At 36.6% G+C, this 26390-nt stretch carries 23 protein-coding genes, 3 tRNA genes and 1 riboswitch; of the genes, 15 read left to right on the top strand and 11 right to left on the bottom strand.

Annotated features, from left to right (window positions below; all coding sequences use genetic code 11):
• Positions 1-16: 16 nt before the first annotated feature.
• The 9 genes from JI747_RS06380 (at position 17) to JI747_RS06340 (ending at position 11558) form a co-directional block, all read left to right on the top strand.
• On the top strand, positions 17-691 hold the full coding sequence (locus JI747_RS06380) for a superoxide dismutase (protein ID WP_225687071.1): 675 nt from the start codon (positions 17-19) through the stop codon (positions 689-691).
• Between the two features lie 7 nt (positions 692-698).
• Positions 699-1067, top strand: coding sequence for a hypothetical protein (locus JI747_RS06375; protein WP_225687069.1), 369 nt, complete (start codon positions 699-701; stop codon positions 1065-1067).
• A gap of 250 nt (positions 1068-1317) precedes the next feature.
• Positions 1318-2145 (top strand): MbnP family protein, encoded by an 828-nt coding sequence (locus tag JI747_RS06370; protein ID WP_225687067.1) that lies wholly within the window; start codon positions 1318-1320, stop codon positions 2143-2145.
• Positions 2138-3181 carry a cytochrome-c peroxidase gene (locus tag JI747_RS06365; protein WP_225687064.1) on the top strand — a complete coding sequence of 348 codons (1044 nt, stop codon included), beginning with the start codon at positions 2138-2140 and terminating at the stop codon, positions 3179-3181. Before JI747_RS06370 ends, JI747_RS06365 begins: the two co-directional genes overlap by 8 nt.
• Positions 3182-4123, top strand: coding sequence for a transporter (locus JI747_RS06360; protein WP_225687062.1), 942 nt, complete (start codon positions 3182-3184; stop codon positions 4121-4123).
• A 434-nt stretch (positions 4124-4557) separates the two neighbouring features.
• Positions 4558-4745, top strand: a riboswitch (cobalamin riboswitch).
• 111 nt (positions 4746-4856) lie between these two features.
• Positions 4857-6887: a TonB-dependent receptor plug domain-containing protein gene (locus JI747_RS06355; RefSeq protein WP_225687060.1), complete on the top strand. Its 2031-nt coding sequence runs from the start codon at positions 4857-4859 to the stop codon at positions 6885-6887.
• On the top strand, positions 6884-8020 hold the full coding sequence (locus JI747_RS06350; protein WP_225687057.1) for a YncE family protein: 1137 nt from the start codon (positions 6884-6886) through the stop codon (positions 8018-8020). The genes JI747_RS06355 and JI747_RS06350 overlap by 4 nt, the downstream gene beginning before the upstream one ends.
• Before the next feature lie 13 nt (positions 8021-8033).
• Positions 8034-9233, top strand: a complete 1200-nt coding sequence (locus JI747_RS06345) for a cell surface protein (protein WP_225687055.1) — start codon at positions 8034-8036, stop codon at positions 9231-9233.
• Positions 9234-9269: 36 nt separating this feature from the next.
• Positions 9270-11558, top strand: coding sequence for a DUF5074 domain-containing protein (locus JI747_RS06340; protein ID WP_225687052.1), 2289 nt, complete (start codon positions 9270-9272; stop codon positions 11556-11558).
• A gap of 249 nt (positions 11559-11807) precedes the next feature.
• On the opposite strand, the gene JI747_RS06335 is transcribed toward JI747_RS06340, so the two are convergent.
• The 7 genes from JI747_RS06335 to JI747_RS06305 all read right to left on the bottom strand — a co-directional run bounded on the left by JI747_RS06335 (position 11808) and on the right by JI747_RS06305 (position 15970).
• Positions 11808-13004, bottom strand: a complete 1197-nt coding sequence (locus tag JI747_RS06335; protein ID WP_225687050.1) for an MFS transporter — start codon at positions 13002-13004, stop codon at positions 11808-11810.
• A gap of 52 nt (positions 13005-13056) precedes the next feature.
• Positions 13057-13710: a FadR/GntR family transcriptional regulator gene (locus JI747_RS06330; RefSeq protein ID WP_225687048.1), complete on the bottom strand. Its 654-nt coding sequence runs from the start codon at positions 13708-13710 to the stop codon at positions 13057-13059.
• Positions 13711-13912: 202 nt separating this feature from the next.
• Positions 13913-13984 (bottom strand) — tRNA-Glu (locus tag JI747_RS06325).
• Between the two features lie 97 nt (positions 13985-14081).
• A tRNA-Glu gene (locus JI747_RS06320) sits at positions 14082-14153 on the bottom strand.
• Positions 14154-14164: 11 nt separating this feature from the next.
• Positions 14165-14419, bottom strand: a complete 255-nt coding sequence (rpsT, locus tag JI747_RS06315) for a 30S ribosomal protein S20 (RefSeq protein ID WP_225687046.1) — start codon at positions 14417-14419, stop codon at positions 14165-14167.
• 124 nt (positions 14420-14543) lie between these two features.
• Positions 14544-14618 (bottom strand) — tRNA-Glu (locus JI747_RS06310).
• Between the two features lie 59 nt (positions 14619-14677).
• Positions 14678-15970 carry an N-acetylmuramoyl-L-alanine amidase family protein gene (locus tag JI747_RS06305; protein ID WP_225687045.1) on the bottom strand — a complete coding sequence of 431 codons (1293 nt, stop codon included), beginning with the start codon at positions 15968-15970 and terminating at the stop codon, positions 14678-14680.
• A gap of 53 nt (positions 15971-16023) precedes the next feature.
• Here JI747_RS06305 and JI747_RS06300 point away from each other — a divergent pair, with 53 nt between their 5' ends.
• The 3 genes from JI747_RS06300 to JI747_RS06290 all read left to right on the top strand — a co-directional run bounded on the left by JI747_RS06300 (position 16024) and on the right by JI747_RS06290 (position 19522).
• Positions 16024-18612, top strand: a complete 2589-nt coding sequence (locus JI747_RS06300; RefSeq protein ID WP_225687044.1) for a putative LPS assembly protein LptD — start codon at positions 16024-16026, stop codon at positions 18610-18612.
• A gap of 67 nt (positions 18613-18679) precedes the next feature.
• On the top strand, positions 18680-19060 hold the full coding sequence (locus JI747_RS06295) for a RidA family protein (protein ID WP_100377224.1): 381 nt from the start codon (positions 18680-18682) through the stop codon (positions 19058-19060).
• Positions 19061-19066: 6 nt separating this feature from the next.
• Positions 19067-19522, top strand: a complete 456-nt coding sequence (locus JI747_RS06290; protein WP_225687043.1) for a hypothetical protein — start codon at positions 19067-19069, stop codon at positions 19520-19522.
• Between the two features lie 58 nt (positions 19523-19580).
• On the opposite strand, the gene JI747_RS06285 is transcribed toward JI747_RS06290, so the two are convergent.
• Positions 19581-21104, bottom strand: a complete 1524-nt coding sequence (locus JI747_RS06285) for a trypsin-like peptidase domain-containing protein (protein WP_225687042.1) — start codon at positions 21102-21104, stop codon at positions 19581-19583.
• 383 nt (positions 21105-21487) lie between these two features.
• Here JI747_RS06285 and trhO point away from each other — a divergent pair, with 383 nt between their 5' ends.
• Entirely contained in the window at positions 21488-22852 is a 1365-nt protein-coding gene (gene trhO, locus JI747_RS06280) for an oxygen-dependent tRNA uridine(34) hydroxylase TrhO (protein WP_225687041.1), read from the top strand.
• A gap of 11 nt (positions 22853-22863) precedes the next feature.
• Entirely contained in the window at positions 22864-23439 is a 576-nt protein-coding gene (locus JI747_RS06275; RefSeq protein ID WP_225687040.1) for a 5-formyltetrahydrofolate cyclo-ligase, read from the top strand.
• On the opposite strand, the gene JI747_RS06270 is transcribed toward JI747_RS06275, so the two are convergent.
• Both JI747_RS06270 and JI747_RS06265 read right to left on the bottom strand, forming a co-directional pair.
• Complete coding sequence (locus JI747_RS06270) at positions 23388-23972, bottom strand: hypothetical protein (protein WP_225687038.1); 585 nt, start codon at positions 23970-23972, stop codon at positions 23388-23390. The two genes, JI747_RS06275 and JI747_RS06270, sit on opposite strands and share 52 nt — an antisense overlap.
• Positions 23956-25119, bottom strand: coding sequence for a hypothetical protein (locus JI747_RS06265; RefSeq protein WP_225687036.1), 1164 nt, complete (start codon positions 25117-25119; stop codon positions 23956-23958). The genes JI747_RS06270 and JI747_RS06265 overlap by 17 nt, the downstream gene beginning before the upstream one ends.
• A gap of 183 nt (positions 25120-25302) precedes the next feature.
• On the opposite strand from JI747_RS06265, the gene JI747_RS06260 reads away from it, so the two are divergent.
• Positions 25303-25545, top strand: coding sequence for a hypothetical protein (locus JI747_RS06260; RefSeq protein ID WP_225687035.1), 243 nt, complete (start codon positions 25303-25305; stop codon positions 25543-25545).
• A 78-nt stretch (positions 25546-25623) separates the two neighbouring features.
• On the opposite strand, the gene JI747_RS06255 is transcribed toward JI747_RS06260, so the two are convergent.
• Positions 25624-26388, bottom strand: a complete 765-nt coding sequence (locus JI747_RS06255) for a TrmH family RNA methyltransferase (RefSeq protein ID WP_225687034.1) — start codon at positions 26386-26388, stop codon at positions 25624-25626.
• Positions 26389-26390: the final 2 nt, after the last annotated feature.

The raw sequence follows: 26390 nt of genomic DNA, 5'->3' as shown, positions 1-26390 counted from the left end.
TAAAAAACAAAGCATTATGAAAATTTTAAAAGTAGCTGCTTTAAGTGCAGTTTTCGCGGCGCAGTTTGCCTTTGCGCAGTTCAAACAGACACCTTTGCCGTATGCATACAATGCATTGGAAGGAAGTATTGATGCCCAGACCATGGAAATTCACTATTCGAAACATGCGGCTGCGTATGTAGCGAATTTGAATAAAGCCATTGCAGGAACTCCACAGGAGAAACAGACTTTGTTTCAGATCATGTCGAATGTATCAAAGCTGCCGCCTGCAGTAAGAAATAATGCGGGAGGTCACTATAATCACGAACTGTTCTGGACGGTTTTAACCCCTGAAAAGAATACAAAACCTTCTGAAAAGCTTGCAAAAGCGATCAATGATGCTTTCGGAAGTATGGATGCCTTCAAAGAAAAAATGGCTAAAGCCGGGGCAGACCGTTTTGGTTCAGGATGGGCTTGGTTGGCTGTAGATAAAAGCGGAAAATTATTCGTTTCGTCAACACCGAATCAGGACAACCCTCTGATGGATGTAGTGGAAGAGAAAGGAACTCCTATTTTCGGAATTGATGTCTGGGAGCACGCTTACTATCTGAAATATCAGAACAAAAGAGCAGATTATTTAGCTGCGATCTGGAACGTAACGAACTGGAAGGAAATCAGCAGAAGATACGAAGAAGCGATCAGCAAAAAATAATGATTGAATGAACTTAATTTGCAGCATATTTCTCACTTTATTTGTGGTATTCAGGCCCCTGATTCCACTGGTGGAGTATGCTGTAAATTATGATTATATCTCTGAGGTATTGTGTATCAACAAAAGCAATCCTGAGCTGCACTGTAACGGGAAATGTTACCTGAGCAAAGAAATTGCGAAAACTAATGATACCGATTCTTCCCCTCAAAACAAAACAAAAAATTCAGGACAAAAATTACTGGATATTTACGTTCTTCCTGAAATTACCGAAATCGACCCGACAGAAAACGCTTTCTTTTCAAATTCTGATTTTCTTTATGAAACCGCGTATTCCTTTCTGTTTTTACAACACATTTTCAGACCTCCGGTTTTTTAAATTGCTTTTTCAAATCTTGTTTTACTGCAAGAGTTTTTATAGCTAAATTTTTAGAAATTAAACGTGTAGTTGTCATTCCGTAGGAATCTCGGCAAGGTTTTTCACGGAATAATTTCTAAAACTCTGCTTAGATTCCTACGGAATGACAAAGTGGGGGCGCTTTATGCTGTGCAGACTTTTGTGGTTATACATGAATAATTTTTTATTCAACCGACTTTCTATTAAAAATTTCAACTTAAAAAAATCAACAATGAAAATGTATAAATTTTTGTCATTATCCCTTATTGCCTTTACTTTTCTCACTTTTATCTCCTGCCGTAACAACGATGAAGACGATTCATCCACAGATACAAAAGGAAATCTTCAGCTCAAATTTGAGAATGGGTTTAATAATCTTGGGGATATTGTTTTGAATCAGACCACACAAACGTCTTCACAGGGACAGAAGCATCAGTTTTCCAATATAAAATATGTAATCAGCAATATCAGTCTGATCGATGAGAACGGAAATGAATTTAAGTATAATGAGAATAACCCCGATAAAGGCGCTTTCATTATCGATCAGGATGATGCCGTTGCAGGAATTGTTTACATTAATCTGAATGAAGTTCCCAAGAACAATTATAAAAAAGTAAAGTTCGGGTTGGGAATCAGCCAGAATGCTTATTTATTAGGACAGGACGGACAGGCCGAATTCTGGAATAAAGCCAAACAAAAAGGAATGTCGTGGTCATGGGCAGCAGGATATGTTTTCGTAAAACTGGAAGGAAAATATGGAACAGGCTCTCCCGATACGGAATTCATGAACCATACCGGAAATATGGGAAATGTAACGGACAACGGAACTCCGGATCTTTACCGGGAAATTACGTTGAGCCTTCCGACAACGGCCAGAGTAACCGGCCGGATTACCCCTTCTGTTCATATTTTGGCCGATCTTAATCAATACCTGAGTGGAGAAACTCCGTTGGTTTTAAGCGCAGCGAATTATATGATGATGGGTTCCAGTCAGCATTTGGTGAATGTAACGAATAATCTGACGAAAATGTTTAAAGTAGATCACGTTCACAATGATTAAAATACTTAAAACAGGAGTATTACTCTTATTCTTTCTAAGTTTTGTATCGTGTTCCGATGAGGTGATGGAACCGTTGGAAAAAGATGAGGTGTACAATCTCTCGTTTCCTTCCTACTTTCCGGAGATGACTTTTGATACTTCGGGAAATCCTGTCACAAAAAACGGAGTGGAACTGGGGAGAAAGCTATTCTACGAAGGAAGGCTTTCGCGGAACAATACCATTTCCTGTGGCTTCTGTCATATACAGGAAAACGCTTTTACCCATCACGGTCACACGGTGAGCCACGGAATAGATGACAGAATAGGCATACGGAATGCACCGCCGGTTCAGAATATGGCTTTTTTAAAAAGATATATGTGGGACGGAGTCATTCATAATCTGAATGAACAGCCGATCATCCCGATCACCAATGAAGATGAGATGGATAGCTCGATGCCGGAAGTAGTGTCAAAACTGAGTTCAGATGCCAAGTATAAAAAACTTTTTAAAGCGGCTTATGGAGATGAGACTATTACAGGAGAAAGAGTGCTGAAGGCTTTGTCTCAGTTTATGGCTACCATGATCTCCGCAGATTCCAGATATGACAGGGTGAAACAGGGAAAAGAAAGTTTCTCTTCAGAAGAAGCACAGGGAATGAGTTTATTTCAGCAGAAATGTGCTTCCTGTCACAGTGGAGAGCTGTTTACGGATGAAAGCTTCAGAAATACGGGAATGTATTACAATACACAGTTTAAAGATGCAGGACGTTATCGAGTAACGCTTGATCAGAATGACTGGATGAAATTCCGGGTACCAAGTTTACGAAATGTAGAATATACGGCGCCTTATATGCATGACGGGAGATTTTACACGCTGGATGCCGTTCTTAATTTCTACTCGGATAATGTAGAAGACAACGTGAATCTTGACCCACAGCTGAAACAGAACGGACATCTGGGAATTGCCATGACAACTCAGGAAAAACAATTAATCATTGCTTTTCTGAAAACTCTTTCGGATAAGAATTTTATCTCTAACCCCAAATTTGCAGAATAAATGAAGAAGATATTTTTAATGATAAGCTTCCAGCTATTGAATATATTTCAGGCTAAAACAATGAATGACAGCCTTTATATTTTCCATCCTTTCAATCCTGTGGTTTTTGATGACTGTGATGCCTGTGGTTGCGCCGCAGGAAACGGCTCGTCCGGTTTTGAATCTTTACTGAATCCCCAGTTTGTCGGGATCAAATATTTTGCCCAGCATTACAAAGCGAAGGAAAATCTGTTTGTAAAAGACTTAACGCAGGATCAGTATTTCAATACCATTCAGCTTTGGGGTAAAATTCCTCTGACGAAAAAACTGAATGTGTATGCAAGTCTGCCGTTTCATTTTCATGAAAAGAAAACCTTGCAGGGTGATATTAATATCAGCGGAATCGGAGACCTGAACCTGATGGGAATTTATCAGTTTCTGAATTCAAAAGAGAATATCCATCAGCTGAACGGCGGAGTCGGGGTGAAAGTTCCGTTTGGAAAATTTGATGAAAAGGGGATTTCGGGTGTCAATCCAAGTTTTCAGCTGGGAACGGGAAGCTGGGATTACCAGATGGTGCTGAACTATAAATTTCAGAAAAACAAAGTCGCTGTTTTGCTAAATACGGATTACACGGTAAAAACCGAAAATAAAAAATATTACCGCTTCGGAAACCAGTGGAATTACGCAGCGACAGGTTTTTACCAGTTCTTTGGAAATGATATAATGATCTTCTCCGGAAAAGCGGGTTTGCAGGGTGAAGTGTATGACCGGAATAAACAGTTTGATGAGGTTTTGCCCAATACAGCGGGAAGTGCTTTATATGGGAAACTGGGATTTGAGGCTTCCTATAAAAAGTTCAGTCTGGGAAGTGAATTGATGCTTCCTGCTTATTCACATTTGGCAGGAGGGGATATTGAAGCGAAGTCACGTTTCAGTATTTTCCTGAATATCGGGATCTAGCTGAATTCTTTTAAACGCAAAGATTTTATTTAAAGGTCTTTTTATTGAAGTGAGCAAAGAGGAACAGCGATGTTATTTGATGAAGCTATGTCTATCGTGTACGCTTCATCGAACCCATTGTCCAATACTGTAGGAAATGCTTTATATGAAAAATGGAGATCTGGCTGGATTATTTTAAACGCAAAGATTTTATTTAAAGGCCTTTTTATTGAAGTGAGCAAAGAGGAACAGCGATGCTGTTTGATGAAGCTGTGTCTATAGTGTACGCTTCATCGAATCCATTTTAAATGGATTCATTCTTTGCTCCTTCAAAATATTCAGAATAGAAATAAAGTCTTTGCGTTAAAAAAAAGAGAATGAAGTAAATTAAGCTTTATGTTTATTTAATTGAAAATCATAGTGTTAAATTTAATTTTGATGCTATGATTTATTTTCTATCTTTGCCGCAATCTGGTGAGCCATAAAAAGCGCTTAAAAGGGAATCCGGTGAAAATCCGGAACAGACCCGCTGCTGTAAGCTCCACAAAACAAGTTTTTGATAAGTATATCCACTGTTTTTTTTAATGGGAAGGATTTCAAAAACGGAGTAAGTCAGAAGACCTGCCAGAAGATTTAACGTTTGACGCTTTCGTGGAATAAAGCTTAGGACATCATTGATTCTGTGCAGTATACAACTGTACTTTGTCGTTGTATTCTTATATCCATTAGCGTCATCATTATTCGAAATGAGCTAATGGTGACTACATTTTTTACATCTCAACTTCAGAAGGTTGTTTTCGCAGTTTTTGTGTTAACATCATCCCTTATATTTTCACAATCTAAAAAAGATACGGTGAAGGAACAGTCGATTGTTCCTGTACATCTTCAGAAAAAGAACTTTAAAGAAATTCTTCCCGCCCAGACATTGGCAGGAGAGCAGCTGGAAAGACTGAACAGCCAGTCTGTAGCCGATGCACTGCGTTATTTTGCCGGAGTTCAGATTAAAGATTACGGAGGAATTGGCGGACTGAAAACGATCAATATCCGAAGTATGGGAAGTCAGCATGTCGGGGTTTTCTATGACGGGATAAGAATCGGTAATGCTCAAAACGGTATCGTAGATCTGGGAAGATTTTCTCTGGATGATCTGGAAGAGATTTCTCTGTATAATGGTCAGAAAAGTGAAATTTTTCAGCCGGCAACCGATTTCGGTTCTTCGGGCTCGATTTATTTGCAGCCTAAGATTCCCAGCTTCAAAGGGAACAGAAAAACGAATCTGGTTGTTAAGTTTAAAAACAGTTCGATCGATCTTTTTAACCCTTCTTTCCGTTTAGAGCAGAAAATTTCAGATCAAATTTCGGCAAGCTTCAGTTCCGAATTTCTTCAGAGTGACGGTATTTATAAATTCAGATATAAAAAGAAATATCCGGACGGTGCTGTTGCGAATGATACGATCGCCAAAAGATTTGATTCCGATATAAAATCGAAACGTTTTGAAACCGCCCTCAACGGAAAAATGAAAGACGGAGAATGGTCTGTAAGAGGATATGGATATCTGTCTGATAGAGGAATTCCAGCAGCGATTGTTAACAACCGCTTCGGAGGTCGCGGACAGCGTCTTACGGATGAGAACTATTTTGTTCAGGGAAGTATCAGGAAAAAAATATTCCCCAAATTCGAAACTCAGCTGAAGGCGAAATTTGCTTACGATTATACTTTTTATGCCGACACGCTTTCTAAGGAAACGGCTTACCCGGTTCGTAATACCTATATTCAGAGAGAACTGTATGTTTCTTCTTCCAATTTATATTCGATCACCAAAGATTGGGATGTAAGTGCAAGTGCCGATTTTCAGTATAATACGCTGGATGCGGATCTTTATAATTTTTCTTATCCGGTACGGTATACTTCTCTGGTTGCGTTTGCGACAAGATATCAGATCGGAAGATTAAAATTCCTGGGAAGTATTCTGGGAACTTTTGTACATGAAGAGGTGGAAATCAATTCCAAATCTCCCGATAAAAGGGAATGGACACCCGCTGCTTTTCTTTCTTATAATCCTTTTAAGACCAAAGATTTTACGGTCAGAGCTTTTTACAAAAGAATTTTCAGAATGCCGACTTTCAATGATCTGTATTATACGGTTATTGGGAATGTTGCGCTTAAACCTGAATTTACCAATCAGTATAATGTAGGGTTCACGTATGAAAAACAATTTAAAAGCGGGATTCTAAAATTACTGTACGCCAAAGCGGATGGGTATTTTAATAAAGTGGAAGATAAGATCATTGCCGCTCCTACGGGAAATCTTTTCCGTTGGCCGATGATCAATCTCGGGAATGTTGAAATTATAGGAACCGATGTTCATGTTCAGGCCAATCTGGAATTAGGAAAAGTGACTTTAAAACCGCAGATCAATTACACTTTTCAAAGTGCAAGAGATTTTTCAGACAGAAGCGAATCTTATTTCGGAGACCAGATTCCCTATACGCCGTGGCACAGCGGAAATTTCGTTATGATGGCAGATTATAAAGACTGGAGCTTCAATTACAGTTTTATGTATGTAGGAGAGCGCTACGACGGCCAGCAGAATAATATTCAGTTCAATTATATCCAGCCTTGGTACACCCACGATCTTTCTGTTCAGAGAAAAATAAAATGGGGAGAACACTTCATTAAAGCAAGTTTTGAAGTAAACAATGTGCTGAACCAATATTATGATGTGGTCAATAATTACCCGATGCCCGGAAGAACTTTTAAACTGATTGTAAGCTTTACATTATGAAAAAATTAAATTTTTACTTACTGATCATTACCCTGTTTTCACTTATGTCCTGTAGAACGGATGAATATATTCCGCGTGAAGAGGTTGTGGCAGGTCTTGCACAGCCGGAAAATACAGCTATCAAAGGATTCTATGTGCTGAACGAAGGAAATATGGGTAGCAACAAATGTACGCTTGATTTCTTTGATTATACAACGGGAACCTATCACCGGAATATTTATGCAGAGATCAACCCGACTGTGGTAAAGGAGTTGGGTGATGTAGGAAATGATATTCAGATCTACGGAAGTAAATTGTATGTGGTCGTGAATGTATCTAATAAGATTGAGGTCATGGATGCCAAAACAACAAAGCGTATCAAGACCATTCCTTTGCAGAACTGTAGATATATGGTGTTCAAAAACGGGAAAGCGTACGCAAGCAGCTATGCAGGTCCGGTTGACATCAATCCTAATGCACCGAAAGGAAAAGTGGTGGAAATTGATACTGTTTCCCTTTCCATACAACGCGAAGTGACGGTAGGTTATCAGCCGGAAGAAATGGATATTGTGGGGAATCAGTTATTCGTTGCCAATTCCGGAGGGTATATTGTTCCGAATTATGATAAAACCGTTTCTGTGATCGATCTTACTTCTTTTACCGAAACTAAAAAAATAGACGTTGCCATCAATCTTCATCGTCTTAAAAAAGACAATTACGGAGATCTGTATGTAAGCTCGAGAGGGGATTATTATACCGTTCCTTCAAGTTTATATTTAGTGGATGCAGCCACCGGAGCAATCAAAAAAGATTTTCACGTCTCGGTAAGTGAAATGACCATCGTCAACGATAAGCTGTATTACTACGGAAACGAATTCAATTATAACACTCATGCCTACACAAAAACTTTTGGAATTATAGATGTGAAAACGGAACAAATCATTTCCAATAAGATTATTGATCAGGAATATGTGGATGCTATAAAATCACCTTACGGAATTGCCGTAAATCCCATTACGGAAGATATTTACCTTACCGATGCCAGAAACTATGTGTCGACCGGATATGTCTATTGCTTCGATAAATACGGACACTTCAAATGGAAGACCGAAGGCGGGAATATCCCTGCACACTTCTCCTTTTTATACAAATAACCAGCATTGAAATATGAAACGAAATACAATAAAATTCTTAAAAATAACTTGTGCCTCCCTTGCTTTTGCGAGTGCTGTCGTAGCCTGTAAAAGTGATAATGATGAAGATGATTCTGCATTTACAGGTCTGAAAGAATCCTATACGATCGACCGTTTTAAGGTATTGAATATAGATCCTAAAATTGCCGGAAATTTTACATGGAGTATCAATGATTCTATTATTTCTCAGGATTCTCAATTAGAATTTATCAGTCCGGTAGTGAAGACCTATCCTCTGACCTTAAAGATTGAATCCAACGGAAGTACCAAAACGTACAATTCAAAAATTATCGTCAACCATGAAGTGGGAAATTTCAGTAAATATATTTCCAATGTTTTCGATTTCCGTCCTGCGATTGGTCAGTTCATGAATGAGATTCCAGAATATATAAACGGGGATACTTCGGATAAAATGCTTCAAAAAGCTAAAGCTTCTCTGGTAGGAGAGAACTCTTCTATGATCTCTTTGGGAGGTTTCGGAGGATATGTGACTTTTGGCTTTGATCATACCATTCCGAATATGGACGGAAGAGATTTTAAAATCCTTGGAAATGCATTCTGGGGGAATGATGCCAATGAACCCCGTTCAGGATCCTGCGAACCGGGAATCATCATGGTTGCTTACGACCGGAACAAAAACGGGAAACCTGATGAAGACGAATGGTACGAAATCGCAGGAAGCGAATATTTTAAAAACACAACTGTAAAAAATTATACCATCACCTATTATAAACCCAATGAAAATAAAACGCCCGTTCCCGGAAGTGATTTTTGGCAAACCGATGTAGAATATCTGAAATGGGAGGATAATCTGGGGAATTCAGGATATAAAACGAAGAATACCTTCCATGCTCAAAGCTACTATCCACAGTGGCTTTCGGGGACTTCTTACGCGCTTACCGGAACCAAACTTCTGAATAATTTTTATGATCAAAGCGGAACGGGCGCTTATTGGGTTGGGAAATCCTATGATTTCGGATATGCAGACAATGCTCCGAATAATGATGAGGCCTCGAATATTGATATTTCGTGGGCGGTTGACAGAAATGGAAAATATGTAAAGCTTCCGGGAATTGATTTTGTAAAAGTGTATACAGGAACTAACCAGGAAGCGGGATGGCTAGGAGAAGTTTCTACGGAAGTAGCGGGAGCTTATGACCTGCATCTTAATTAAAATTCAACAATCAAAATATTTATAATACCTCAAAAAATGAAAAAGTTTTATCTTTTAACAATGCTTTTTCTGTTCGCATTTTTTACGAATGCCCAGATAAAAGTACAGGGAGTCCCCCGAAATGACATTCAACAGAATTCCGGTAATAAGAATCTGACGGCTAAAAATGCTGCTACGATCAACTTTTCCGATATCCAGTATTGGGTAGGAACAGGAACCAACGAAGCGGCGTTTGTCGTACAATGGAACGACAGCAAAAATCCTGATGCTTTGGTGTGGGGATTCAGATGGAACGGAACGGCAACCGGTGAAGATATGCTGAAAGCAATTGCCAGTGCAGATCACCGATTTTTTTCTCTTCTTTATCAGGGAACTCAGTTTGGAACCGCTATCGGAGGTTTAGGTTTTGATTTAAACGGAACCGGAACCAATGCCCTTTACAAAAGTGGGAATACCACATACCCTTATTATCCGGTAGGAGGAATTGTCAATACGACTTCTTACGATTTTGATGAGTATACGGCTGCAGATGCTGCAGATCACTGGCAATCCGGATGGACTACCAACGGATACTGGTCGTATTGGGTAAAAGATCCTACGGATCCGGATTTCGGATATTCTGGAGTGGGTGCAACAGGAAGAACGTTGGTCAACGGTTCTTATGATGTTTGGAATTATAATCCTTCATTCAATTCTGAACCTATTGCTACAACATTTACTCCGGTCTCACCTTATGTGGCTTCAACCAACTTCACAAGCGGATATTTCATGGTCAATGAAGAATGGTTTGGTCATACCAATGGTTCTGTAAATTTCATTGACAACAATGGAAATGTAAACTACAGAGTATACAGCAATGCAAACAACAATCATGCTTTTGGTGCGACTACCCAATACGGAACTATTTATGGGGATAAGTTTTATTTTATTTCAAAACAGGCAGCAGACGGAGGAGATACGCAATATACTCCGGGTGGAAGATTGGTGGTTGCGAATGCTCAGACGATGCAGAAAATTGCAGGATTTAATTCGATCGGTGGAGGAGATGGAAGATCTTTTGTTGGGGTAAACGAACACAAAGGATATATCGGAGCTTCTACAGGAGTCTTTACTTTTGATATCGATAATATGACGGTTGGAAATTTAATTCCTACAACGGGAGGAGGAAGTGCTTATGCAGGACAGATCGGAAATATGATCAGAACCTCTCAATATGTATTTGCCGTAAAACAGACTACTGGAATTTTGGTAATTAATCCAAATACTGATACAGTGATTGCAACAATTGCAGGAGCTTATCATTCAGTAGTTCAGGCAAAAGACGGAAGCGTTTGGGCGATCCAGGATCAGAAGCTTGTCAATATTAATCCTTTAACTTTTGCAACAACGACGTATAATATTCCTACGACAAAATATTTAGGATCTTGGGGAGCATGGAACGCGGGAAGCTTTGCAGCAAGTAACCAGAACAATACTTTGTACTGGATCAATTCTGTCAACAGTTTTGTTTCAGGAATTCAGATTGTAAAATTTGATGTGACGAATAAAACCTTTAATGAAAGTTTTGCAGTGCTTCCAGGACAGACAGGAACATACAAACAGATTCCTTACGGAGCTGGGTTGAGAGTACATCCTGTAACGGATGAAATCATTGTGAATACCACAGAAAGCGGTTATGGAGCACATTATCAGAAAAACTGGATTCATACATATGACAGCAATACCGGATCGATCACGAATACAAAAGTTTTAAATGATTACTATTGGTTCCCGGCGCTGGCTGTTTTCCCGGATAACACTTTACCTACGATCAAAAATACGCTTCCTTCACAGGTAAATGCCAATTCTGTAACAACAATAGATCTGAAACCTGAGATTTCTGATACGGATAACTTATCGGCGGCAATTGTGAAAACAGTGAAGTCAAACAGCAATCCTGGTATTGTTTCTGCAGAAATCAATACGAATGATGAGTTGGTAATCACTCCGGTAGGAAACGGAACGGCCAATATTGTAATAAGCTTCAATTCCAACGGAAAACTGATTGAAAAAACAATAGAAGTAGCAAGTACAACTTCAGTGTTGGCAACCACTGAAGTGAAAAAATTAGAATTCAGTATCTATCCGAATCCGGTGACTGATATTCTGAATATTCATACTCAAGAGAAGGTTTTGAACATTTCTGTGTATGATATGTCTGGTAAATTGGTTAATGCACCGTTCAGCAATGGACAGGTAAATGTGAGTATGCTTCCTAAAGGAATGTATCTCTTAGTTGCAAAAACCGAGAAAGCAGTCTATCAGCAGAAAGTGATTAAAAACTAAATCTTTAGTAGCATATCCTTTTTGTTGACCTCCACCTGTGTCTTGGTGGAGGTTTTTTATTGTATCTGTCTCAATTAAAATTAACCACAAAAGACACAAAAGCTATTTATACAGATGCTATCAGATATTGAATGTACTCAAAAGAATAAAATCAAAGATTTTTAAATACTTTGGGTTCTTTTTTCAGCTTAATGATAAACTATAAAATCTTTTGTGCCTTTTGTGGTTAAATAAAGAGTTTAAAAAGGTTTATTTCTTAAGGTTAGGTAAAAATGCCGTAATGATTCCCATTAAAGGTAGAAATGCACAGATTTTAAATACATATTCAATGCTCGTATCATCTGCAACAGCACCTAATACCGCCGAACCGATACCACCCATTCCAAACATAAATCCGAAAAATAATCCGGCAACCAATCCTATTTTATTAGGTAAAAGATCTGTTGCAAATACGAGGATCGCAGAAAATGCCGAAGCAATAATCAATCCGATGATAACGGCAAATGCAATCGTCCAGAATAAGGATAGATAAGGTAAAAAAAGCGTGAACGGAGCAGCTCCCAAGATTGAGATCCAGATGATTTTTTTTCTTCCGTATTTGTCTCCTAATTTTCCTCCTAAAATTGTTCCGACTGCAACGGCTGCAAGAAACATGAATAAGTACAGTTGAGAATCTTTTACTGAGATGTGAAATTTATCGATCAGGAAGAAAGTAAAATAATTCGTCATTGATGCCAGATAAATATATTTTGAGAAAACCAGCGCCAGTAAGATAGTGATTGAGAAAATAACTTTTTTACGAGAAAGATTGATATGGATAATATCACTCGGATGTTTTGCTGATTTTTTCAGACTTAATCTTTCTGCGTACCAGTTTCCGATTCTCCACAATACAATGATCCCTATAAATGCTGCGATGGCAAATAGCCCTACATAACCTTGGCCTAATGGAAGTATAATTAAAGCCACCAGTAAAGGACCAATAGCACTTCCTGAATTTCCGCCCACCTGAAAGATCGATTGAGCCAGTCCTTTTTGCCCTCCGGAAGCCAATTGAGCCACTCTTGATGCTTCAGGGTGAAAAACGGATGATCCCATTCCGATTAATCCGACAGCGATCAAAATCACATAATACTGATGTGCTGCTGCCAATAATAACAATCCTGCCATAGACAGTCCCATTCCGATAGCCAATGATCTCGGATTTGGTTTTTTATCAGTATAAATTCCGATGAACGGCTGTAGAATTGAAGCCGTAAGTTGGAATACTAAGGTAATAATTCCGATTTGGGCAAAAGATAAATTAAATTCCCCTTTCATGATCGGGTAGAGTGAAGGAATTGTAGATTGGATCAGGTCATTCAAAAAATGTGAAAAACTAATCATAAATAAAATAGGGTAGACAATTTTAGTCGTGTCAATGGTTGTTGTGGTACTGTTTTCCATAATAATTTATAATTCATCAGGTCATCTGATGAATTTTGTTAAAAGTTAATTTTTAATAAATCCGGTCAACAATTTGCTGAGCGATCAATGCAGCTTCCTCCGCATTTTGGTTTTCTATCGCTAAATAAAGGCGCTTGTGAACATCCTGCGAAATGATGAAAGATTCCGTATCATTATGACTGCTTTCAAATGATCTCAGGATATGCGAACTTGCAATGGTGTAGATTTCTTTTAGAAGAATATTACCACAGGCTTCTGCAATAGCAACGTGAAAATTAATATCAGCCTGATAACATTCTAAATCTCTATTTTCCGTTGCCAGTGTATTTCTTTGGTCCAAATAAACTTTGATGTTTCTCAACTGTTCTTCGTTTCTGTTTAGGGCTGCTTTAGCGGCAATCTTGGCATCCAGCAAAGAACGGACTTCCTGCACATCTTGAATCTCTGCTTTATCCATCTGTGATTCCAAAGATTCATGGATCGTGTTTGAAATAACAAAAGTTCCTACGCCTTGATGTACATCCAATATTCCTTTAATCGAAAGTATTTTGATCGCTTCACGAATACTTGAACGACCCACACCGTAGATCTTCATTAATTCTGGTTCGGTAGGCAATTTTTCACCAACAGCGAATTCATTATTAATGATTCCTTCAGTCAATCGATCTGCTACTTCTTGTGCTAATGTTTTTCTTTGGATTTGCATACTGTAAAATACATCATATCATCTGATGAATTACAAAGGTATACATTCTAAATGAATTTCTCTGAATAAGTAAACTGATTTTTAATTATAAAAGGTCTTATAAACAGAAGCAAAGTTAAATATATGTCATTCGTGATAGACGTTTTTTAACTCACTAAGGAAAATAAAAAAAAGAGATCCAAAAAATGAATCTCTTTTTAAGTAGCCCGTAGGGGAATCGAACCCCTCTTACCAGAATGAAAATCTGAGGTCCTAACCGATAGACGAACGGGCCATCTACCAAACTGTAAAATGAATTACAGGGTTAGTGTTTTGTTTTTATAAGTTTCAACTCTTATATCAATTACTCGGTTAGTAGTAATTAATTTTAGTAGCCCGTAGGGGAATCGAACCCCTCTTACCAGAATGAAAATCTGAGGTCCTAACCGATAGACGAACGGGCCAACTATACTTATTAAGCTAGTTTATTAACGTGCTTAGTTAATTTGCTTTTCAAGTTAGCAGCTTTATTTTTGTGGATAATATTTTTCTTAGCTAATTTATCCAACAAAGCGATAACTTTTGGCAATTGTTCTGAAGCAACAGCTTTATCTGCTTCATTTCTCAATACTTTCATAGCTGTTCTAGCAGTCTTGTGATAGTATCTGTTACGAACTTTTCTTACTTCGTTCTGTCTAATTCTCTTTAATGCTGATTTATGATTTGCCATATCGTTCAAATGTGAGTGCAAAAGTATAAACTTTTTTTTTATCTACCAAATTTATTTTTAAAATTTTTAAAATATTTTTTGGTTTTAAATTTATCCTCTCGCGAGTTAATATATATCTTAAATTTGGTAGCCTATAGGGGAATCGAACCCCTGTTGCAAGAATGAAAATCTTGAGTCCTAACCACTAGACGAATAGGCCAAATTTTGAGGTTGCAAAAGTATAAATAAACTTTTAAACTTCAAAATTATTTTTTTAATCTATTTGTAAACCTTCTGAATAACAGTATTCTTAATTCCTTTCTTCTCCAGATCCTTTTGAAGGTCTATAGCACCCTCTAAAGAATCCTCTTTCCCATAGGTGTAATAGAAAACTCCATTGGATTTGTTTCTCTCTACATCTTTAAGTGACTGAAGAATAAATGAATTGCTGCTCAGCTTGTCTGACCCAACGTATAACTCAATCGTATAATAACCTGTACTTAGCTTCTGATTAGGCATAAATCCGACTGCGAATGCATTTTTAAATCCGGCATCTTTTGCGGTTCTAAGATTGATATCTCTTGTAGAGGCCATATTCGTCACACTGTAGTAATATTTGTAGATACCGCCTTCTTTGATCGTAAGAATATAATTAAGTCCTTTTAAAGCAGGATCTCCGTCATTGTATTTTACAGAAGAAGTAATAAGCAGTATTCTGAAATCATTTTTTAATGCTACTTCAGCAGGTTTTTCAGGCTCTGGTTTTTTTACGATGACACCGGACGAAGTTTTTCTGTCAACCGCTTTTTTGTAATCAATGATTGCTTGGTAGATATTTTCCGCCGTTTCTAGCTGACCTTTTTCGGAATATAAAAAAGCAGCATCATCATAATTGTTGACAAAGCCGGTTTCGACTAAGATAGAAGGCATGGCACTTCTTCTTAAAATATGCAGGTTTTCCTGTTTTACACCGCGGGAATATCTTCCCGTTTTAGCAAAATTATCTTCAACAAAAGTTCCCAGGATAAGACTGTTCTCAAGATATTTACTCTGCTGTAGTTTTAGGGCAATTAATGACTCCGGTGATGAGGAATCGTAAGATGAGAATGTTTCCTTGTCTTTTTCATCCAGATAGATCACATTGTTTTCCTGCTTGGCAACTTCTAAGTTTTCTCTGTTTTGGGCAGGACCTTGTACAAAAGTTTCAGTTCCTTTTGCGGTAGCAGTTTTACTAGGAGATGAGTTGACATGTACAGAAATGAATAAATCTGCCTTGCTTCTGTTGGCAATATTGGTTCTGTCCGTTAAAGAAGGATACTCATCAATCTTCCGGGTGTAAATGACTTTGAAATCTTTATTTTTCTCAAGCATTGCCCCGAGTTTAAGCACGACGCCGAGCGTAATGTCTTTTTCTTGTACAAGACCTATGTCGGAATAATTTCTGTTAGCTCCTATATCTCCTCCGCCATGACCAGCGTCTAAGACTACGGTGAATTTTTTTTGAGCAAAGGAAAAGTTGAAAAGGAGTATCGCAAGAAATGATAAAATTATTTTAAAATTTTGTTTGTACATCTTACAGTTTTAAAAATTATATTAATTTTGAACCTTAATTATATAACATAAAATTGGCCAAAACCGTCTCCAAAAATATATTACAAATTTTAATTATCCTAATTTTTAACAATTTTTTAGCACAAAAAACACCTGAAAAATTGCCTAAAAGTGCGGTTAATGATACTATTATCCAAAAGGATACCATTGTTGTAAAAAAAGAATCTTTAGATGATATTCTGAGAACAAAAGCTGATGAAGAACGCAGCGATCCTCAGAATAAAATGACGTATCTACTGAGAAATGCTCAGGTGAAATATCAGGATATGCAGATCGATGCAGATTATATCTCGATAGATCATAACAGAAATCTGATTTACGCAAGAGGAAAACAGGATGCTTCCGGAAAGATTATAGAAAATGTAATTACCAACCAAGGAGGAAAAAAATACGAAACCACAGAATTTAGTTATAATACCAAAACGAAGCAGGCTATTGCCTATAATGCGCGTACTGAAGAAAGTGAAGGGGTGATTATAGCAGAAAAGACAAAGAAATACAGTGACAGTGTATTTGCGATGAAGAACGGAGATTACACGACGGATGCTTTCTTTCTTCAAAAGAAAGATACGTTGCCCGATTATAAAATGAGGGCTTCCAATATTAAATTAATTAAAACAAAAACAAATTCCCAGATTGTAACAGGGCCAATCAGAATGTATATTGAGGAGATTCCGACTCCTTTGATTATGCCTTTTGCAATCCTTCCTTTCTCTTCTAAAAGATCGGCGGGGATTTTAATTCCGAGTTTTGGGGAACGACAGGATGTAGGATTCTTTTTAAATGGAATCGGATATTACCAACCTATCGGAGAGCATTTCGACTTGAAAGTTTTAGCAGATATTTATACAAAAGGAAGCTGGACTCTACGCCCCGAAATGCATTATTTGAAAAAATACAGATATTCGGGAAGCTTTTCGGCGGATATAGGAAAAACCATTAGAGGAATAAAAGGACTTGATAATTATAGTGAAACAGGAACGTATAGGATTGCTTGGACCCACACACAGGATACAAAGGCAAATCCATTTTTAACATTTTCTGCTTCTGTTAATGCAACGAGTGAAACATTCTATAATAATACAGTAAACAATAATTATATAATGGATCAGAGTGTGTTGAGAACGCAACAGAACTCTACCTTAACGCTTACCAAGAGATTTCTTACATTACCCGTTACCATTACAGGAACGGCTTCTTATTCTCAGAACTTCGCGACGGGACTTTCGGATTTACGACTTCCTCAGATGAACGTGGCCATCAATCAGTTTTATTTATTCAAGTCAAAAACGGGAACGAGAAGTGGCCTTCTTGAAAATATGACCGTGAATACAAGTTTGAATCTTAATAATTATGTTCAGACAACCAGCGGCGAATTATTTAAAAAAGCAATGTGGGATGATTTGCAAACCGGTGTGAAAAATAATATTACATTGGGTACGAATACTACGATTGCAAAATATTTTACGTTCAGTTTAGGAGCTAATATTGATAATGCTTTAACGACAAAAACACTTACTAAATATTATGACCCTGTTGAAAATGAAGTAGTCAATCAGATGAATAAAAAAATTGCAGGGTATTCTACATTCTCTACTACTGCAAGTGTTCAGACTACCTTATACGGTCAGGCAAACTTTAAAAAAGGATCGACTATTGAGGCGATACGACATATGATAACCCCAAGTATAGGATTTACGTATTCTCCGGATTTCGGAGATGCAAAATTCGGGTATTATAAAAATTATTATGCTGCCAATGGTGCTCTTACTCCATATTCTATTTTTGAAAATAACGGGATTATCGGATCTCCGACTACCGGAATGGTAGGTGCGCTTAACTTTAATATTGGAAACAATATTGAAATGAAGGTGAAATCAAAAAGTGATTCTACAGGAGTGAAAAAAGTGAAATTGTTTGAGTCATTAAGTTTTGCAGGAAATTATAACTTTGCTGCAAAAGACCACCCTTGGTCAATAATGACCATAAACGGGCAGTCATCTTTTTTTAATAACAAATTGACTGTAAATACAAGTTTATCTTTAGACCCATATAGAATTTTATTTGCTCCGGGAGAAGATACAGGAATAAGAACTGAGGAGTTTGGTCACTTTAGTTTACAGGGTTTCAATGTACAGATGTCTTATCCTTTAAGCAGTGAAATTTTTGGTGAGAAGGTAGATTATCCTAAAAAATATCCGGCTAAAGGAGAGATCCGAAATGAGGTCTATTATTTTGATGACGATAATTACGCTCATTTTGATCAGGCTTGGACATTGAATGTAAGTACAAACTATCAATATTCAAAAGGGTTATCAAGAACACCAACTAAAATGGCTTCATTGGGACTTGATGGAAGTATTAAATTAACTCCATACTGGAATATTACCGGAAGTACTCATTATGATTTGGTAACTAAAGATCTGGCTTTAACGCGTATTGGCTTTTCAAGAGATCAACGAAGTTTTACCATTAATTTTAACTGGGTTCCTTTTGGACGATACAAAGTATATGACTTCTTTATCGGGATAAAAGCGAATATCTTAAGCGATGCATTGAAGTATAAAGACAGAAGCTTTACACAGCCAAACGCACCTTTCTAAGATAGAAATGATATTGGATAAGAGAAATAGAATATAAATTTTATATTTGCACCCAAAATAAATTCTAATGAAAAAAATAATCAACACAGTTAATGCACCTGCAGCTATCGGACCTTACTCACAAGCGAACTTTGCTAATGGAGTTTTGTATATCTCCGGACAGATCCCTGTAGATCCTGCAACTGGTAAATTGGTAGAAGGAATTGAAAAAGAAACACATCAAGTAATGAAAAACCTTGAAGCGATTCTTACAGAAGCTGGAATGACATTTAAAAACGTTGTAAAAGCGACTATTTTCCTTAAGAATATGGATGATTTTGCAGTAATGAATGATATCTATGCTTCTTACTTAGATGCAGACAGCTATCCGGCTCGTGAGACCGTTCAGGTTTCTTGCTTGCCAAAGAATGTTGATATCGAAATTTCTATGATTGCTCATCAGGATTAAGAATTAATGAACTTTTTAAGAAATACATTGGCGATTATTGTAGGGCTCGGTATTGCGGGGCTTATTATTACTCTTGGGATAAGAGTATTTCCTCAATGGGTTACTTTTGATGCTTTTGCTCCGTTTGAGCATTGGCAGAGATTTCTTCAGAGCATGAAGGATAATGAAGCGTTCTTCGGTTTTCTTTTGTTTATTTCCGGTTTAGGAACTACGATAGGAGGGGTGGCAACAGCAATTATCGTTAAATATGCTAAAGTAGCTTATGCTATTCTTATCGGTTTCATCATGCTGTTTATAGCGATGTTGGATGTTGTTATTTTTCCGTATCATCCTACATTTTATAAAATTTCAATTTTCCTGACCTTTTTTCCATTCTCTTGGATTGGAGGAAAAATTGTCGAAGTGCTGTATGAACGAAGTAAGAAAAAAAGAATTGCTGAAAAAATGAATAAATCTAAATAAAAAAAACGCTGCAATCTGCAGCGTTTTTTGTGTATGAAGTTTAAGTTTAGCTCTTCAATTAAGGCATTTTGAAACCTCTTGTGTAGATTTGTCCGTAAGCATCCACAAATTTCACCTGTACATTTCCTGAATATTTATCAAGGATTTTCTCAACATCTTTTTGTGAGTTTACCGGTTTCCCGTTAATTTCAATGACGATATAATTATCTACAATTCCGATTTTCGCTATTTCACCTCCTTCTGTTACATTGTTTGCAATAACTCCGCTATTTAATCCATAATCCGTTTTGAATCTTTCGTCTAATGGCTTAAATTCTGCTCCGATTTTTTCAGAAACGCTAAGGTCTGCTTTCGTTCTTGTGGAAGTGCCTCCTTTCTGATCTCTAAGTGTAGCTGTAGTTACATTTTCTTTACCGTTTCTTAAGTAAGTAACCTGTACTTTGTCACCAGGTCTTTTGCTTCCGATGGCAGCTGAAAGATCTGCGAAATCTGTGATCGTATAAGTATCAATTTTGGTGATGATATCTCCTTTTTTGATCCCTGCATCTTCTGCACCACTATTTTCTCCAAATCCTGTAACATACATACCGGATCCAACTTTTATATTGGCTTTTTGATCTTTATTATAAGAAGCTACTAGCTGATCGTTTGAAAGATCTATGGTGGTTACTCCAAGGAATCCTCTTTGTACAATACCGAATTTCTTAATGTCTTCAACAATTTTTCTCGCTAAGTTTGAAGGAACTGCAAATCCGTACCCCTGATAATAGCCTGTGGTAGACTGAATCGCCGAGTTGATACCGATAAGTTCTCCATTAGTATTCACCAAAGCTCCTCCTGAATTTCCAGGATTAATTGCAGCATCTGTCTGAATAAAACTTTCGATCGGGTTGGCTGCTTTTCCTTGTGAACTTAAAATTCCGATTCCTCTTCCTTTAGCAGAAACGATACCGGCAGTTACTGTGGAATTTAATCCAAGCGGATTTCCGACGGCAAGAACCCATTGTCCGACATCGATATTGTCAGAATTGGCAAAATTCAAATAAGGCAATCCTTTTTCTTCAATTTTTAATAAAGAAATATCTGTATTAGGGTCAGTTCCAATTAATGTTGCTATATAAGATTTTTTGTTGCTTAAAACCACCTCAAGCTTATTTGCTCCCGCTACCACGTGGTTGTTGGAAATAATATAACCATCCGGTGAAATGATCACTCCGGACCCCATTCCTGATGGCATATTGTCAGGAGCTTGTTGCTGCTGTTTTTGCTGGCCTCTTCCATTCTGAGGACCAAAGAAGAAGTCAAAAAGATCCTGTTCCGAAGCTCTGCTCGTCGATCTTGATTGATAATTCTTAATGGTAACTACAGCAGGAACTGTTGTTTTCGCTGCTTTTACGAAATCTTCACCTACTGCTCCGGTATTCATTCCTGCAAAAGAAACATTGGATGCTGATTTTGTAAAATATGATTGGTCTCCGTTGTTGGAATCATGATTGAAATATTGTAATGCTCCAACGGTAGTAGCTCCGGACATAACGCCTACTACTGCAAATGGTAATAGTTTTTTTAAAGTACTCTTCATTGTATATCTTTCTTAATTATTTATGTTATTTATTCTCTCGTTTTATTGTAAACAAATTTAATGCTAAATAGGTATGCAATTGGTATTAAATGTTTCAGTTTTAACTAAAATTTAACTACAATAACATTATTTTAGCGGTTATGTGGTAATTATTTGTCACTATTAACTAATCTTAAAATTTTATTAAATGCCAATATGACCTATTGTAAGACGAATAAACAGATTTAAAAGTTAAATTCAGTCATTAATAATAAAAATTCCATTCCAAAACTTGTCTTTACTCAATAAAAAGAGATTGATATTAATCACCATTTCGTAAAATGGCACTTAATTTTAAAATGATTATCTTTGCAAAAATTTTTCTCACTTAAAACGTTTATAGCATGCAACTGTACAACACCTTAAGCGCAGAAGAAAGAGCTCAACTTATTGATGAAGCTGGTAAGGAACGTCTTACATTGTCTTTCTATGCGTATGCCAAAATTCAAGATCCCAAAAAATTTCGCGACGATTTATTTATAGCCTGGAATGCACTAGATGCATTGGGTCGTATTTATGTTGCTCATGAAGGAATTAATGCTCAGATGAGTGTTCCGGCGGATCAGTTTGACGCATTTCGCGAGACGTTGGAAGTGTATGACTTTATGAAAGGCATTCGTTTGAATGTTGCCGTTGAGCAGGATAATCACTCTTTTTTAAAATTAACCATCAAAGTCAGAAATAAGATCGTTGCAGACGGTTTGAATGATGAAACTTTTGATGTGACCAATAAAGGAATTCATTTAAAAGCTCAGGAGTTCAATGATATGCTTGAAGATCCAAATACGATTGTAGTTGATTTTAGAAATCACTATGAAAGTGAAGTAGGGCATTTTGAAGGAGCAATTACTCCGGATGTAGAAAATTTCAGAGAAAGTTTGCCAATCATTAACGATCAATTACAGGATTTTAAAGAAGATAAAAACCTTTTGATGTATTGTACCGGTGGGATTCGTTGTGAAAAAGCAAGTGCCTACTTTAAACATCAAGGGTTTAAAAATGTTTTCCAATTGGAAGGCGGAATTATTGAATATACCCGTCAGATCAAAGAAGAAGGAATAAAAAGTAAATTCATAGGTAAGAACTTTGTATTCGATCATCGTTTAGGAGAGAGAATCACGGATGATATTATTTCACAATGTCACCAATGTGGAAAACCTTGCGACAATCATACGAATTGTGCCAATGATGCTTGTCATTTGTTGTTTATTCAGTGTGATGAATGTAAAGCCGCAATGGAAAATACTTGTTCTACCGAATGTCTTGAAACCATTCATTTATCTTGGGATGAGCAGGTAAAATTAAGAAAAGGATTACAGGTTGGTAATAAAGTTTTCAGAAAAGGAAAATCTGATGCCTTGAAGTTTAAAAATTCAGGAGATCTATCAACTGAGCCTTTGGCAAAAGCAAAACCAGAAACGAAAGATATTCGTCAGAAAATAAAAGTTAAGAAGACATTAATCGGAAAGGCAGAGCATTATTATTCAAAATCAAAAATTGCTCAGTTCCTAATTGAAAATAAAGAGCTTTCAGTGGGAGATAAAGTGTTGATTTCAGGACCAACTACAGGAGATCAGGAAATTACCATTACCCAGATTTTTGTGAATGGAGATTTTAACAATACAGCGAAAGCTGGAGATCAGATCACTTTTGAATTACCTTTCAGAGTTCGTTTGTCAGACAAATTATATAAAATTTTAGAAGCTTAAATACATACACAATGTTAAAAGCCGAGCTTAGAAAAGAATATACCCAAAAAAGAAAAGCCTTGTCAACTGATGAGGCTTTCTTGTTATCTGAAAAGATCTTTGAAAATTTTATTAATTACTTTAAACCTGAAGAAGGGGAGAAGGTTCATATTTTCATTCCTATTTTAGAAAGAAAGGAAATTGATACCCAATTATTCATCGATTATTTTTTGGAGCAGAATATCCGTGTCTTTGTGCCGAAAGTTGTCGCAGATACATTGATTACAATTGAAGTTTTTCCCGATACTGTTTTTGAAACCAGCAATTGGGGGATTCCTGAACCTGCCTCTAATGAAGATTCCGGAGAAGATTTTTTTAATTATGTGATCACACCTCTGTTGTATTGTGATAAAAAGGGAAACAGGGTAGGGTATGGAAAGGGTTTTTATGATGGTTTCTTCGAAAATCTTTCCAAAGAAGTAAAAAAAATCGGAGTTAATTATTTTAACCCCGATGAAAATATCGATGACGTCTGGGAAAATGATATCCCGCTCGACTATTTGGTAACTCCGACCGATGTGCTGTCTTTTGGTAAGGGCTTAGAATAAAAATTTAAGAAATAGAACTTAAACTCTTTTTTAAACTTTACGGGTGCAGATTGTAAAATATACTGTGCGTTTTTCTCGAAAACACCAATAGATTTGTTCTTATTGTCAAAATATTCTACACTGAATTTTGCAAAATCCAAGGTGTCTTTCTTGTGAACATCTTTATAAACTTCCAGATTGTTCACTTTTACGGCTTTTACCTTTAAGCTGTCTAATTCTTTAAATAATCTTCTAAAGGTAAGACTATCCGGCTTATTGAAATAGCTTTCCATCTGAGAATAGATAACAGTATCAATTTCGGTGTCTTTATTTCCAGAAAGATAAAGGGTGGAAAGATCCAGTAATTCCTGAACTTTCTGTTTGGTAATAAAGTTGATAGCCTGTGCGCTGTCCATCTGTACAGCAGGATATGTTTTTCTGTTATTGCTGTTTCTTAATTTATCTAAATCGCTTATTTCAGCGTTTTTTTTGCTACATGATGCTAAACTGAAAAGCATTACTGCCAAGACTAAAAGGTTATTTATTATTTTCATCTGTATTAGCAATTTTAAATTTGATAGATACTATTTTTCCTTTCTCTCTTTTCATCTCAATTACACTTAAGTTTTTAAGAGAAGTGGTAGGGGTGGTTACTAGAGTGATGTATTTTTGTTTGTCTAAAGTTTCAATACCATAGGTTGCATTGTCATAAACCTGATATATAATGGCGTTGTTGCTGATAAGGTTATCCAGCTGCTTACGTTTCTGTTTCAGCAATTCAGGATTTCCATTGGCGTCTTTTATAGAGAAATAATTGACCGCCATTTTGTAATCATCAGGCTTTAATTCTATCATTTCCTCTTCAGGAGCATTTTCTAGGCTCCTGTTAACCTCCAGATCTTCGTAAAAAGGAGCGGATATCTGTAATTTCAGATTTTTATCTTTAGTGGAATAACGAAAACATTCACCGGGCTTTATTTTATAAAGGATAGGAGACTCATTTTCCTTGATCACTTTGATCTCAATCGTGTTCATTACAGAAACAGCTCGATCAGCATCGGTAAAACAATAAGTATATGTTTTTTGAAAAATTGTATCTTTAAATCCAAGTAGCCCTGTAATAAGAATCAAAATTGAGGTAATGATTGCCCATGCATTCTTTTTGACGAAATTTTTCTTAGGTTTCTGAATCTCAATATCAGCAGTTTGGTGTTTTTCTGAATTTTTATTAACTATTTGATTTTCAGTATTTGATTTTTGTAAATCAATGTTTTCTTGAACTTTAAATTCCGTTTTTTCTGTTGAATTTTCTGTTTTAGGTAAATTAAGGGACGCTGAGATCGTTTTTTCCAATTCCTTAAGGTCTTCTTCATCCAGATTTTCATCTTCTGTGAGTAATTCTCCGGCAAAAAGGTGTTGCTTTTTGAATTCGTACCAAGACTCATAACCCGTATAAATACTCAATAAATTGAGCATATCGATACGCGGTAATTTGGTGACGGGAGAAGTTTTGAAGTAAGTGTAAAAAGACTTTTCGCTGATGTTGCCTTTTGCTTTTTTACGAAGATCTTCTTGGAAATAAATGATATCAATACCCTTCCATTTTGAAATATCATCAAAAGAAGGGGTGTGTTGTTCCAGATATTGAGCTTGTACGTCCTTTTTTAGCTGCTCAAAATGCAATAGATCTAAATCTGTCAATTTATGTTTAAATGATTAAGTTATTGAAATTCAGTTGTGTTTATTTGTAAAATTGTTTTACAAAAGTATTACAATTATTTTTCATACACAAATTTTCTATCTGCTCTACCTTTGTCTTGTTCAAATAACAGAACAGAAAAGAGTTTTATAAAACAATATTAACAAAATTAAATTTAATTTATTATGAAAAAGTCATTATTCGTAGCTGCTATCGCTGCTATCTCTTTAGTTGCTTGTAAGAAAGGTGAAGCTACAACTGAAACTACAGATTCTACTGCTGTAACTACAGATTCAACTGCAGTTGCTCCAACTACAGATTCTACAGCTGTTGCTCCAACTACAGATTCTACTGCTGCTAAAGCTGGTGATTCTACTGCAGTTAAGACTACAACTACTGAAGTTAAAAAAGAAGAAGTTAAGAAATAATTCTAACTTATCTTACGATAAAAGAACCGCCTCATTTATGAAGCGGTTTTTTTATTGTTTTCAATGTAAAGATGTTTTTTAAATCATCTTTTGTCTCAGTGCCTCATAACAGGTAATTGCCACTGCATTGCTCAGGTTTAAAGAATCAATACTTCCGCTCATGGGAATCAAGGTATTCTTTCCTTTGCCCAACCAAAAATCACTTAACCCGGAATGTTCTGTTCCGAAAACAATGGCAGACTTCTGCGTGAAATCTCTTTTCGGGAGATTTTCAGCAGTTTCATCCATAATGGTTGTGTAGATGTTGAATTGATTTTTTTCTAAGAAATCTAATGTTTTTCCGTTTTCCGACTGAAATACATTCATGCCGAATAAGCAACCTACACTTGAACGGATGACATTGGGATTGTAAAAGTCGGTTTTCCCGTCAGAAACAATCAATGCATCTATCCCGAAAGCTTCACAGCTTCTTAGTATTGCGCCTAAATTTCCCGGTTTTTCTATTCCTTCTACAATAATTATGGTTGAGTTTTCTTTTGGCTTAAAGGATAATAGATCTTCATTTTTAGTTTTATAAACACCGATGATTCCTTCAGAGCTTCCTCTGTATGCTATTTTTTCATACACTTTATCATTAACAAAGTGAATCTTTCCGGCAGGAGTTTTTCCTTTGAAAATACTTTCACAGATATAAAACTCCACAGGCTCAAAATTGAATTGCTGAGCTCTTTCATTTTCCTGATCACCTTCTACAACAAAAACATTCGATTTTTTTCTGTGACGGTTGTCTGTGATGAGTTTGGTGAGATTTTTTATCTTTTCGTTTTGAAAACTTTCTATCATAT

This window comes from Chryseobacterium tagetis (genome assembly GCF_016735585.2).
GTDB lineage: Bacteria > Bacteroidota > Bacteroidia > Flavobacteriales > Weeksellaceae > Chryseobacterium > Chryseobacterium tagetis.
The sequence above is the reverse complement of the archived record's forward strand: the minus strand, read 5'-3'. Positions and strand labels throughout refer to the sequence as shown.